The organism is Clostridium chromiireducens (assembly GCF_003575225.1).
In the GTDB taxonomy this organism is placed as follows: Bacteria; Bacillota; Clostridia; order Clostridiales; family Clostridiaceae; genus Clostridium; species Clostridium chromiireducens.
In genome coordinates, this window is the sequence record NZ_QXDJ01000004.1 from 136,558 (window position 1) to 150,983 (window position 14,426).

Annotated in this window: 10 protein-coding genes; all 10 read right to left on the bottom strand. The window is 29.9% G+C overall.

Translation table 11 applies throughout. The features are described from left to right. Positions 1 to 20: 20 nt before the first annotated feature. The 10 genes from D2A34_RS16505 to D2A34_RS16550 all read right to left on the bottom strand — a co-directional run bounded on the left by D2A34_RS16505 (position 21) and on the right by D2A34_RS16550 (position 14,301). A complete protein-coding gene (locus D2A34_RS16505; protein WP_079440099.1) occupies positions 21 to 1,622 on the bottom strand; it encodes a cell shape-determining protein in 1,602 nt (533 codons plus the stop codon). 511 nt (positions 1,623 to 2,133) lie between these two features. After that, positions 2,134 to 2,487, bottom strand: coding sequence for a DUF1667 domain-containing protein (locus D2A34_RS16510; RefSeq protein WP_079440100.1), 354 nt, complete (start codon positions 2,485 to 2,487; stop codon positions 2,134 to 2,136). A gap of 1 nt (position 2,488) precedes the next feature. Continuing rightward, the gene (locus tag D2A34_RS16515) at positions 2,489 to 3,742 is read right to left on the bottom strand and encodes an NAD(P)/FAD-dependent oxidoreductase (protein WP_119367336.1); all 1,254 of its coding nucleotides are present in this window, start codon (positions 3,740 to 3,742) and stop codon (positions 2,489 to 2,491) included. 17 nt (positions 3,743 to 3,759) lie between these two features. Next, on the bottom strand, positions 3,760 to 5,187 hold the full coding sequence (locus D2A34_RS16520; RefSeq protein ID WP_079440102.1) for an NAD(P)/FAD-dependent oxidoreductase: 1,428 nt from the start codon (positions 5,185 to 5,187) through the stop codon (positions 3,760 to 3,762). A gap of 204 nt (positions 5,188 to 5,391) precedes the next feature. Further along, the gene (glpK, locus tag D2A34_RS16525) at positions 5,392 to 6,891 is read right to left on the bottom strand and encodes a glycerol kinase GlpK (RefSeq protein ID WP_079440103.1); all 1,500 of its coding nucleotides are present in this window, start codon (positions 6,889 to 6,891) and stop codon (positions 5,392 to 5,394) included. 274 nt (positions 6,892 to 7,165) lie between these two features. Continuing rightward, entirely contained in the window at positions 7,166 to 7,723 is a 558-nt protein-coding gene (locus D2A34_RS16530; RefSeq protein WP_079440104.1) for a glycerol-3-phosphate responsive antiterminator, read from the bottom strand. A 218-nt stretch (positions 7,724 to 7,941) separates the two neighbouring features. Then, positions 7,942 to 8,646 (bottom strand): MIP/aquaporin family protein, encoded by a 705-nt coding sequence (locus D2A34_RS16535; RefSeq protein WP_119367337.1) that lies wholly within the window; start codon positions 8,644 to 8,646, stop codon positions 7,942 to 7,944. 812 nt (positions 8,647 to 9,458) lie between these two features. Then, positions 9,459 to 11,297, bottom strand: a complete 1,839-nt coding sequence (locus tag D2A34_RS16540) for a hybrid sensor histidine kinase/response regulator (protein WP_119367338.1) — start codon at positions 11,295 to 11,297, stop codon at positions 9,459 to 9,461. Positions 11,298 to 11,409: 112 nt separating this feature from the next. Then, entirely contained in the window at positions 11,410 to 12,765 is a 1,356-nt protein-coding gene (locus D2A34_RS16545) for an FIST signal transduction protein (protein ID WP_341467255.1), read from the bottom strand. 240 nt (positions 12,766 to 13,005) lie between these two features. Then, positions 13,006 to 14,301, bottom strand: a complete 1,296-nt coding sequence (locus D2A34_RS16550) for a homoserine dehydrogenase (protein WP_119367340.1) — start codon at positions 14,299 to 14,301, stop codon at positions 13,006 to 13,008. Between the last annotated feature and the right edge of the window lie 125 nt (positions 14,302 to 14,426).

Sequence of the window (14,426 nt, forward strand, 5' to 3'; positions counted from 1 at the left end):
TAAAAATACAATACTATTTTTTAATTATTCTCTGTTACTCCAGATGAAATATTTACAAATGAATTTGTGATAATGTATTTATTATCTCCAACTCGAATGAATTTCATTTTGACACTATCTCCAACCTTAGTTAAAGCAACTTCTCTAGAAGTTTCTGTTGAAACTGAGAAGATATTTGGATTATTCTTTATTTTAACATCATAAATACTTTCACCTTCTTTTATAACAAGCCCTATTCTTTCAACTTCTCCTTCTACTACTTCTTCCTGATTCCCACTTTCCAGTGAAATATTAGTATTAGTCAAACCTTCAAGATATTTGTTCAACGTTGCTTGAAGTGTATCTCCAACCCCCACAGTATTATAATTCTTAACATTTACCATAGAATATTGCTTAACTAAACCATTAGAATCTTTTAAAGTCATAAAATATGTTGGCTCATTCTGAATATTAATTAAGTAAGGAAAAGTTGCTTTATATCCATACTGTTGAACCTTCCCCTCCGCTGATCTCATACCTGCTTCCTCTGTAGCACCAGCAGTTTTATACAGTTTTGTTTCTCCATTCCTCGTATTAGTTAGTGTAAACCCTACAAGTGATTCATCGCTTCCTACTGAAGTAATGCCTGTATAATAGTAACAGGTCCCTTTATTATAAATTATATTCATACCATTTGTTGATTTTAGCTTATCTTTGTCAGTAAAGTTTAAAACCCCATGAACTAATTCTCCCCATTTATTAATATATCTATTTATATACTGCTTAGGCTGTATTCTATCGACCCAACTTGGTAAATTATTAATATCATAGATAACTGAGTTTCCAGTCTGCGCATCCATTACTAATGCCCCGATAGCTTTAGCTTCTATAATACCTACTCCGGTATCATATCTTGTTATTACCCAATAAGGTCTTCCAGTATCATCCAACTCAAATGTATAATCTGTATGTCCAGCTTTCATATCCTTAAAGTAAGCTGCCCTGCTTAAATCACTAAAAAAATATGCAGAATTTAAATATTTGAGTTTAATATCATTCCCATCAAGTTTAGTAACCAATTCCACATCATTCTGATTTGTAGCACTTACTTTAATATATCCAATTGTCCCTTCTCTATTGGTAAACCATTTAAGAAAAGATGAATGCTCAAGTGGAGCCACATAACATAGTTGACCATTTACACTTTGTAGATTTAATTCACCAATAGTAACTTGACTCCCAAGGCTTGTAATTTCACCGAGTTTTTTATCTGCAAGTTTATATGCAAGTTCTTTATCTATTGTAGGTAATTGATTTATATCCATATATTCTATTTGGCTTGAAAAATCTACTTCATCTATACTCCCAATCAAATTTCTGTGAGCATTATAGCTAATTAGCGGACTATAAAAGATAAATATGGCAATATATAATGCAGCAACCGATGATGCTGTAATTATATATTCTTTTCTTCTAAGCAAAATCCCATATGCTAAAGTACAAATTACGAATATTCCAACTATAGTACCTGCACTAAGACTAATATCTAAAATTAAACTACTTGAAAATAATAAAATCAATCCAATAATCAAATACGCACTAAATAAAATTTTAAGATATCTAATGAAATTTCTATTATTCATGTTTCTCCTCCAATATATTTATATTTTTTGTATAGATTATTATAGCATATAAAAATACTCCTGTATTTATGAAGCTATATAAATACAGGAGCTCATATATTATTAAAAGGTAAAATTTCTAAAATAATATAGCTATTAATATGTGGAAACTATATTATAAAAATGTGTAGATATGCAATGGCAAAGCATTCTTCACATTTAAGAAATATTCCTTTTGGGGGCAAAGTATAATAGTATTTTTTCTTTAAAATATTCTTTAATTAAAATTTCCTTACAACTTAATTGTAAAAGATATTTATCTTATTCCTTATTTTTACTTTATGATTATTTATTTACAAAGTCAAAAAAGAGATAAGAAGGCCAAACTTTACAATTGTGAGACCTCATTATCTCTAATCTATAAAACATATTTACATGATAACAAACATTTTATATATATTCAACATTTCCAGAAAATTCTTAAGAAACGTAAGAAAATATATCATCATACTATATTTTTTAAAGTTTTTGCTTAGATTTTTTTCACATTTCTTGTTGCTACTATATCTACATTAGTTCCAAGAATATTTTTAATTATTATATCGCCAATTTTGATAGGTGCATTTACTGTAATTTTGTTGATCTCCTCCATGCATTTAAAATTAAGATCTTTAGGAATTGGATTTTTTGTTTTTACAGGCACCACTGCCAATTCTCCATTTTCTACTTTAACAGTTGAAGTTATTACTCTTACTGGGTTTGTAACTTCATTTATCCCATATTCAATACCTCTATTGCAACCATTTCCTTGTACACTATTATTTTCTGCATCTACTTTTAAATGACATCCCTTAGGACAACATATACAAATTAATTCTTTTTCCATTTTATTCACCATCCTCTAATGATATTGTTATATCACCTTTAACCTTATCTAATAGCACCTTACCTAAAACTACTTTTTCCATTTCTGATGGTGCTAAATGAGCTCTTTTAAATTTAGCTATAACTTCATCATTACATCTTACAACTAATGCTTTATCGTGATATATATTATTTACTCTCATAAATATAGTCAATTTATCATCAACTGCATCTACATTAAGTCTTTGAGGAACTGTATAATTCACATTTGACCCATTTATAATATTTATATATTTATTTTTATTAAGCTCTCCTTTAATATATATTGCAGCTGAAAAACCAGCATGTTTTGATTCTTGACTTACAAAGTCTACTAAATCATGAACATGTACTACATTCCCACATGCAAATATACCATCTACTGATGTCTCCATACTTTCATTAACCATTAAACCATTAGTTCTTCTATCTCCCTCAATTCCAGCATTAAATGATAATTCATTTTCAGGAATTAATCCAACTGACAATAACAAAGTATCTACTTCAAATTCTTTTTCAGTTCCTTTAATAGGTCGTTTATTCTCGTCAACTTCAGCTATTATAACTTTTTCAAGCCTATCTTTTCCTACAATATCTACTACTGTGTGAGAAAGATATAGTGGAATATCATAATCATTTAAGCATTGAACTATGTTTCTATTTAATCCATTTGAATATGGACATAATTCAACAACCGCTTTAACTTTTGCTCCTTCAAGAGTCATTCTTCTTGCCATTATAAGCCCAATATCTCCTGACCCTAAAATAAGAACTTCTTTTCCCGGCATATATCCTTCTACATTAATATATCTTTGAGCTGCTCCAGCACTAAATACTCCTGCTGGTCTATCACCTGGTATATTAATCGCCCCTCTGGTTCTTTCTCTACATCCCATAGCAAGAATTATAGCTTTTGCCTTAAGTTCCATGAATCCTTCTTCTGTGTTTATTGCATAAACTGTTTTATCTTTTCCTATCTCTAAAACCATTGTATCAAGCTTTATCTCAACATCTGTATCTTCAATCATTTCTATAAATCTTCCGGCATATTCAGGCCCAGTAAGTTCTTCTTTAAAGGTATGAAGCCCAAAACCATTATGAATACATTGATTTAATATACCTCCTAATTCTTTATCTCTTTCTAAGATTAATATCTTTTTTATCCCATTATTATATGCTTCATATGCTGCTGCAAGGCCTGCTGGCCCTCCACCTACTACTATTAACTCATAACTCATAACACTACCTCGCCCTTCTACTTACTTTTACCCACTAGAATATAAGAATTATCCTTTTCTAAAACAACACTTTCAAGTGGAACACTATATTCCCTTGCAATTATTTCTTGAACTCTTGGTCCACAGAATCCACCTTGGCATCTTCCCATTCCCGGTCTGCATCTTCTTTTAACACCATCTAAGGAAAGAACTCCAAAACTTCTCTTTATTGCATCTACAATCTCACCTTCTGTTATACTCTCACACCTACACACTATTCTTCCATACTGTGGATTTTTCTTAATTAATTCTGCCTTCTCCTTAGGTGACAACTCCATGAAATGAATTTGCTCTCTGCTAGCTACAAAGTTTTCTTTTTTCTCTAATTTGCACCCTGCCTCAGCTAATATATCTACAACTCCTAAAGCAATAGCAGGAGCTGATGTTAATCCAGGCGACTTCATCCCTGCCACATCAATAAATCCCTTAACCTCATCATTTTCTTCAACTATAAAGTCACCTGTATCTGGATTAGCTCTAAGACCTGCAAAGTTCCTTATACTTTCTCTAAAATTAACTTTTTTTGTAGATCGCATTGAAGCTTCTCTTATAGCTTCTAACCCTTCTGCAGCTGTTCCTAAATCCTCTTTATCCTCTATATCCCTAGCATCTGGCCCCACCATTAAGTTTCCATGAACAGTAGGAGTTACTAAAACCCCTTTTCCTAATTTTGATGGGCATTGAAATATTGTACTATTCACTATATTCCCCTGACTCTTGTCCATAATATAATACTCACCGCTTCTTGGAATTATTTTAAAGCTCTCTTTACAGATTAGATTATGAATCTTATCTGCATAAAGTCCGGCCGCATTAATTACAAATTTAGCTTCAACAAGTTCTCCATCTTGAGTTGAAATTCTAAACAAATCCTTTTTATCTATAGAGACAACTTCTTTTTGTAGTTTAAGTTCTCCACCATTTTGAACTGCATTTTCAGCGAGCGCAATTGTATATTCAAACGGTCCTACTATACCACCAGTTGGTGCATATAATGCCCCTTTTATTTCTTCATTAATGTTTGGTTCCATTTCCAGAACCTCACCCTTATTTAATATTTTTAAATCTTTTACTCCTATCTTATTTCCATTTTCATAAAGAGCTTTTAACGTATTTAAATCTTCATCATCAAAAGCTAGAATTAGTGATCCATTTCTTTTAAAAGGAACACTTAATTCTTTGCATAAATCTTCAAACATTTCATTTCCTGTCACATTGTACTTTGCCATTAAAGTGCCTTCTTTAGGATCATAACCAGCATGGACAATTGCTGAATTTGCTTTACTTGTACCCATTGATACGTCTTTCTCTTTTTCTAAAACAACTACTTTTAAATTATACTTAGTTAATTCTCTAAATATAGAGCTCCCTATAACTCCTGCTCCAATTATCGCCACATCATACATAAAACATCCTCCTTATTATAAGACATAAAAAAAGTCAAGCAAAAAACACGATGAAAAATCATCCTAGTTTTATGCCTGACTCTATATTCTCTCAGCATTTATATTCAATTACATTTATATTATATCCTGTAAAGGTATACTTGTCCAGTATAAATATTAAACTTTTTTAAAACTTTTCACTTTATTTATCCATTACATTTTATTCTATTCTTCTTCCCAAGCTTCTGCCCTTTTAACAGCCTTTTTCCATCCTCTATATAACTTTTCCTTTTTATCCTCAGATAGATTTGGAGTATAAGCCTGACTTACAGCCCACTTTTCAGCAATTTCTTCTTTTGATTTCCAGAAACCTACAGCAAGTCCTGCTAAGTATGCTGCTCCAAGTGCTGTTGTTTCTGTTATTATAGGTCTTACAACCTCTGCACCTGTAATATCAGCTTGGAATTGCATTAATAAATTGTTTCTACTAGCTCCTCCATCAACCTTAAGTCTTGTAAGTTTACATCCAGCATCTTCCTGCATTGCATCAATAAGATCTTTGGATTGATATGCAATAGATTCAAGAGCAGCTCTAATTATATGATTTCTATTAGCACCTCTTGTAAGCCCAAATATAGCACCTCTTGCATACATATCCCAATATGGAGCTCCAAGTCCAGTAAATGCAGGAACAACATATACACCACCGTTATCTTCTACTTTTTTAGCAAAGTATTCTGTATCAGCTGCATCATTAACTAATTTAAGTTCATCTCTAATCCATTGGATAACAGCTCCACCTACAAATACTGATCCTTCTAATGCATATTGAACCTTTCCGTCTATACCCACTGCAATCGTGCTTACCAATCCATTTTTACTATGAATTAATTTTTCTCCAGTATTCATAAGTAAAAAACAACCTGTTCCGTAAGTATTTTTAACACTGCCTTCTTCAAAGCAAGTTTGACCAAATAAAGCGCATTGTTGATCCCCAGCCATACCAGCTATTGGTACTCTAACTCCTCCAGTACCTCCAAGGTTTGTATATCCATAAACTTCTGAGGAATTCTTAACTTCTGGAAGCATTGATTTTGGAATGTTAAGTTTTTCTAAAATCTTTTCATCCCACTTTAAATCCTTTATATTATAAAGCATTGTTCTTGATGCATTTGTATAATCAGTTACATGAACCTTTCCATTAGTAAGTTTCCATACAAGCCAAGTATCGACTGTACCAAATAATAACTCACCTTTTTCTGCTCTTTCTCTAGCACCTTCTACATTATCTAAAATCCATTTAATCTTTGTTCCTGAAAAATAAGCATCCAATAATAATCCTGTATTTTCTTTTACGTATTCTCCAAATTCATTGTCTTCCTTAAGCTCTTCTATTATAGCTGCAGTTCTTCTACATTGCCATACTATTGCGTTATATACAGGTTCGCCAGTATTTTTATCCCAAACTATAGTTGTTTCCCTTTGATTTGTAATTCCAATAGCTGCAACTTCTTCTTGAGTTATATTTGTTTTTGCAATTACTTCTTGTAAAACTCCGTATTGGCTTGCCCATATCTCTAACGGATTATGCTCAACCCATCCTTGGTTTGGATAGATTTGTGTAAATTCTTTTTGACTTACTCCAAAAATATTTTGCTCCTTATCAAAAACTATCGCCCTTGAGCTTGTAGTTCCTTGGTCTAACGCTATTATATATTTTTTCATACAATGCACCTGCTTTCTATATTTGTAAATTTTAATTTTAAATACTAAATTTTGCAATAAATCTTATTGATTGATATTTATTAATCATTTTAGAATTTAAATGTTACTTTACGCAGTAATTTGCTCATAATTATAGCCACATAAAACATTCATTTATACTTACAATGCTTATTATATCTTGCTGCATAGTATAAATTTAAAATTTACTTAGGTAAATAATATTAATCTAAGTAAATTTAGTTTTATGTGGCTTCATTCTCTAATTCTCTTTAGCCTACATGTCCCAAATTTCTTTTTTAGTAGTAGATACACATGTTGCTCCTGAATTCAATGCTTGCATTACATCTTCTTTGGTTTCAATTAATCCGCCAGCAACAACTGGTTTATTAGAATGTTTCGAAATAATTCCAAGTACTTTAGGAATTATTCCTGGTAATACTTCTATTGCATCACATTCAGAAATCATATGATTTTTTACATTATTTAATGAAAGTGTATCGAAAATAAATACTCGTTGAACTCCTAATAAATTATATTTTTTAGCGAGTTTTACAACTTGAGGTTTTGTACTAATAATGCCACTAAATTTTGTTTCATCCTTTATATATTTTATAACAACTTCCTTGTTAGTAAGGCCTTCAACTAAATCGATGTGGATTATTCCTATTTTATTCTTAGATGATATAATTTCACTGATATTTTTGATGTTCATTATATCTCCAAATAAAACAAATATAATTTGAGCATCTGAATTTATTGCTAGTTCTAACTGTTCTTCATTTTTTACTGCTGCTATGATCGGATTTTCTTCTAATAATTCTTTAATATTCATGCATACTCCCATGTAATTGTTTTCTTTTTTTATTTTAAGTATTACATATTTATCTTTTAGTGTCAAATCTAATTGACTAAAATAATAAATCAAATTCTCTAAACTTTCTGGGTATTTTTTCACAATTTGTCACACTTTAAATTTATAATTATTTACTATTTATATTTATATTTTCACTTAGTAATCTAATAAATATGTTTATAAACTACTTTGCTTAATTACATAAACACTGTGTGAAATACCGCTCCTAGAACAGCTCCTACTATTGGTGCAACAACAGGAATCCATGCATATGACCAATCTGAATCCCCTTTGTCAGGTACAGGTAGTAATGCATGTGCAATTCTTGGCGCTAAATCTCTAGCTGGATTAATTGCATATCCAGTTGTTCCCCCTAAACTTAAACCAATTGCCCAAATTAAAAATCCTACAAATAATGTTCCAATTCCATTTGTTAAATTTTGTGCTCCAATTCCTAAGATTCCAAATACTAATACAAATGTTCCTATAACCTCACAAATAAAATTTAATGAATTATTTCTTACAGCTGGTCCAGTACAAAATACTGCTAGCTTGTCCCCTTTATTATCTGTTGATTTAAATTGATCATAGTTAAAAATCAATACTAATGCTGCTCCTAAAAAGCCACCTATAAATTGTCCTGCCAAATAAATTGGGACCTGTCCCCAAGCAACTTTACCTATAGCTGCAAGAGCAATAGTTAACGCCGGATTAAAGTGAGCTCCACTATAACTTCCAAAAATTAGAGCGGGAACTGCAACTGCAAATGCCCATCCTGTTGTTATTACCATCCATCCTGAACCAAACCCCTTTGAATTCTTTAGTACAACATTTGCGACAACACCATCTCCTAAAAGAATAAGTAATAATGTCCCCACTAACTCTGCGAAAAAAATTGTCATAACACTCTCTCCTTTTCAAAATAACAATATTATTTAACTTAATATTTAATATATTAAGTTAATTTGCTTTTGATTTTCATTCCATAAATTTGATATTTTCCACATGACCTATTGTTATAAATTTCATTCTTCTTTTGATTCAGAGGCGTTATATTTTTTTACCACTTTTCACCTACTCTCAAACTTTATAATTCTATTAATATTTCAAGAAAATTACCCAATAGATATTTATGATTATGAGAATTATACTAAGAAAATGTTTGATTTTTAAAATCCAAATAAACTTAATATTAAATAAATTTGCTCATAATTATAGCCACATAAAACTTCCTTGTAATCTATCAATACAACATAAATCTGTTGCATTGATAGATTACAAGATTAAATTCACTTAAACGGATATAATTCCCTAAGCAAATTCAGTTTTATGTGGCTCTATTCTCTAATTCTCTACAGCCTAAATTTCTAAAGTTTCCCTTGAAATTTTAATGTAATTGTTTTCTTATTGATTTTAGTATCACATATTTATTTTAAGGTGTCAAGCTTCGTTAACAATATAACAATCATAATTAACCAGCTTATTTTTACCAATTATAGAAAAATAGAGTATTAAAAACAATTATTTTTCTTATAACATCTCATATTTTTTTCTAATTTTAAATTATATAGCTTCTTATTGTTAAATTTTTATTTATCATATAAATTGCTAGATTAACAGACACTACTAACTCAAAAAGAATGATTAAACCAGCTATATTATGAGATTTAATCATTCTTTTCTGTATGTAAATTAAAATAGGTACCATAAAACCTTATTTATATATGTCAGAGAACTCTATATTTATCTTTTCAATATAATTTTTTCCTATGGAATCACAAAAAGAGAATTCCTCCTCAACTTCATCAACTAATTTACATGGTATTTGGATTATGAATTCTGTACCTTCATTGATATGACTTTTAACCAAAATTGTTCCTCCCTGCAATTCAACCAAAGATTTTACAAGTGAAAGCCCTATTCCACTTCCCTCATGATCTCTTGTTAGAGATTTATCTACCTGTATAAATCGTTCAAATATAGTATTAAGTTTATCTTTCGGAATGCCTCTACCAGTATCTTTAATACAAATACTAATATTTTCACCTATGTCTTGTACATTTACTAAAATAGTGCCGCCATTAGGTGTAAATTTTACTGCATTTGATAAAAGGTTTAGTATAATCCTTTCCATTTTTTCAAGATCGCAGGCAATAACTTTTTCTTCTACATCTGTATCAAATATTAGTGATAATCCTTTGCTTTCAACATAATCTGCTACAGATATAACAATGTTCTCAATAAGACTAATTATATCAACATTTTGCTCACAAATATCGAAATATCCCGAGTCAATTTTTGTTATATCAATTATATTATTAATAAGCCTTAGCAATCTATAACAATTTTGTTTCATAATTTTAGTATATTTATATTTATCTATAGATTCATCTGGAAATGAACATTTTTTTAATTTTAAATCATGCATTTGCAGGGCAGAAAAAATGAGGTTAATTGGAGTTCTTAGTTCGTGAGATATATTTGAAAAGAACTCCGTTTTTATCCTATCGTATTCCTTAATCTCATATAATTTCTTTCTTTCATCTTCTACACTTCTACGTAATTCTTCAATATTCTTTCTCTCAGTTATATCTATAGCCACTCTCATAAATAACTTATGTCCATCTTGTAATTCTCCAATATATGCTGAATAAAAGTTCCAAAATCTTATATTACTTTTCCGCGTTTTTACAATATATTCACCATCATTCTGCCTCTTTTTAGATGTAGATAGTTTTTTTATATTATTATCCGCCAAGTCTAACTTGAATATTTCTGATACTTCTGCCCATTTAGAAATTGTAGACATATCTTTAATTGTATAACCTGTAATTTCGACCCATGTTCTATTAATTGTTTTAATATTGCCATCTTCAGTATATAACATTATAGGTAATGGAGCTTCTTCTAATGAATAACGAAATTGTCTTTCACTTTCTTTTAGAGCTTCCTCTGTTTTTGTTCTTTCAGTAATTTCTTCTTCAAGTACAACGTTGAATTCTTTTAATTCAAGAGCTATCTCTTCAAATTGTTGATTTTTTTCACTAACCTCTTTTTTCAAAACTTTATTAAGATTAATTAATTCTTCATTAGTCCTCTGTAACTCACTAATCGAATTACTATTCTCATTCTTTATTTTTTCTAGTTGAAGTTCCATAAATCTAAGCTTTAAGTGCATTTCAATTTTCACTACTACTTCTAGTTCATTAAAGCAACTACATATATAATCAACTCCTCCAACACTAAATAATTCCTCTTTATCATTATTTTCTTTTGAGCAGATAAAAATAATCGGAATTTCCCTAAGTTCTTTATCGGTTTTTAATATTTTACATATTTTATATCCAATTTTATCATTTTCACTAATATCAATTAAAATTATATCTTGAATATTTTCTTTCACATAGTTTACGGCTAAATCATAGTTCGAAGTATTTTTAATATTATTATAACTTTTCTGCTTAAGTATCTTTGTTAATGCCTCAAAATTTTTAACACAATCACTAAAAATAAAAATATTAGCATTATTCAATAATAGTTGCATATCTTCCATTACTTATAACCTCATCTCAAAATATTTTAAATAGATACCTGGAATATCTCTTCTCAAAAATAACTTAAATTTAAGAATTAAACGTTTTATTTCCACTAATGTATAAGGAATCTTACATTTCTGTCTTAACCCTAAACACAAGCATTGTCGATGATTGATTCATATGACCTATAAACTGTTCCCCATAGGCGGAAAAACCAGCTGTAGGGATATCTTTAAATATTTCTGTATATTCATTCAATAAATTATTTCTTTCTAACTCAAGTATTCTATGAATGCACTGGAAATTTATCATCCCTTCTATTCTCCCAAACTCATTTATCTTGTTATCGATAGCTTTTTTAGTTTCTTCAATAATATTTGTTGATTTAAGAAGTTTAACTTCCATTCCTTCAAGTATATTACAGTAAAACGACATACTTGTCCCAATTACTTGTTGCGGTGCTCTTATAAAAATATCTTTTTCCCCAACTATTAGTCCTAATGGATTTGTCATGAAATATTTTGGAACATCATCTAATGAATGTTCTCCTACAGCATCTGCATATTCAAAAACTGCAGGCCTATTGTTAAACTCTATAACTTTCCGTTTTTCTTCATTAACCTTGTTAGCAATAAAGACATGATCCAAAATTTCAAAGCTTTGTGTTTTTATTATATCAAATTCTGCCTTATCGCTTATTTTTAGTAAAATAAGAACAGCAGAATCATTATAAACATTTCCATTTGCGCTAACAAACGTTTCTGAAAACTTATAATCATCACCAGCTGATCCACCAACAAAAAAAACATTCGTTCTATTACCAATCAAGTCCATAATTTTTTCTTCTTTCATGCTTAGTCCGTCAATTAATGTAATACCAACAAACTTTTTAGTATCCATAGTATATAGGCTTTCTTCATAGTATTCTTCGAATGACTTAAAGGCTTTTTCTATACTTAAGTTTTCTCTCATATTTTTTACAACTTCTACCTTAACATCTGAAACAATATTTGATCCGATAGCCATAGCTACAACAGAATTTCTTAAAACTTTACCACTTACTAACTCTCCTGCTGTGGAACACCCTACTACCATGCATTTCGGAAAATTTTTACTCATGAGCTTGCTGATCTTCTGTTGATCAAAGATGGAGGATGCAAAAAAAATTATTAGCTTTGTATCCTCAACATTCAACTGTTCTTTCAAATCTAATACAACTTCCTCTTCTGTGTACTTAGTTGAAAATGCAGACTTCATATTAATCCCTCTATTATCAAAACTCCTTATATTTAATTGCTTAGCTATTTCAAAAAGTTTCTCAATTATTGCAATATCATCTAAAGATTTATTATCAAACTTTGTTGGATTAATCCCTTTTAATATTAATTTAGCTATAGTCATTTCTTTAATAGCAGGATTACCTCTTGATCGTTCTTGAATAATCTCATCAATCATTTCTTTTATTTTCCCAGGCAATAATACCACTCCTATTCATTCTCTCTTCACACATTCTTAAAATTATCCAACCAAGTATATATTTTATATCAAAATAATTATAATTATAACATATAATTCCTATTTTTTACTTAATTTTCTTTCAGAATATCTTATATTCTATTCATGTATTTTTAAAAAAGCATAAAATGCCAACTATATTATTCACAATATAGTTGGCATTTACTAAAATTAACATCTTTATCATTTATATATCAAAAAATATATTTTTTACTTAAAATCCTCTATTCTTATTATATTATCTATTTTGTTAACTGATTTTAAGCTTTTAATCTCTTCAATTGCATTATCAATTTGAGCCTCATTTGTTCTATGAGTAACTAAAACAATCGTTACTTGCCCATCTTCTTCATCGCCTTTTTGTATAACTGAACGTATACTCACATTGTGTCTTCCAAGTATCGCAGTTATTTCTCCAAGTACTCCTGATTCATCTAGAACAGTAGCTCTAATATAATATTTACTTTCAACAGAACCCATTTCTAAGATTTCTCTTTCCCATAAATTATTCTTAACTACTGGATTTGAATTATCTGTATCAACATTACTTCTAACAATTGAGACTATATCACTAACCACAGCACTTCCGGTAGGCAGATCGCCTGCCCCTCTTCCATAAAACATTAAATCTCCAACTGCATTTCCTCTTATAAACACTGCATTATATGAATCGTAAACATTTGAAAGCGGATGTTTTTTAGGAATCATTGTAGGATGAACCCTTAATTCAACCTTCCCATTAACTTCTTTTGCTATAGCTAATAATTTTATTCCCATTTTAAATTCTTTAGCATACTTCATATCAACAGCTTCAATTTTTGTAATACCTTCTCTATATACATTTTTCACATCTATTTTTGATCCAAAAGCCAATGATGCTAATATAGCCAATTTGTATTGTGCATCATACGCTTCAATATCTGATGTAGGGTCCGCTTCTGCATATCCTTTTTCTTGAGCTTCTTTTAATACATCGTCAAAATCAGCATCCTCAAGTTCCATCTTACTTAATATGTAGTTCGTTGTACCATTTACAATTCCATAAAGAGTTTCTATTTTATTAGCAGTTAAACTTTCATCTATTCCTTTTATGATTGGAATACCTCCAGCTACGCTAGCTTCATAACTGAACATAATCCCCTTTTCATCAGCCTTCTCAAAAAGCTCATCGCCACCAGTTGCAAGTAACATTTTATTAGCTGTTACTATATGTTTCTTAGCATCCATGCATCTAAGCATATAATCTCTAGCAGGTTCCATTCCTCCCATAACTTCAACAACGATTTTAATTGAATCATCTTCTAATATCTCGCTAAAATCTGTAGTTATAAGTTCATTAGGTATATCTACACCTCTTGGCTTATTCTTATCTCTTACAAGGACTTTTGCAACTTCTACTTCATATCCGCATCTTTTCATAATTTCTTCTTTATTAGAATTTAAAATCATCCAAACACCACGACCAACATTCCCCAATCCTAGTAGTGCTATTTTTACTTTTTTCATTTTGTGCCCCCCTTAAGTTAAACATAAATAAAATATGTCCTATATCTATAGTAAGTTATAGTATTCTTATTAATTATAATTCTTATATTAATTTTTGGCTATATTTTTTTATTTAATATTTTCTA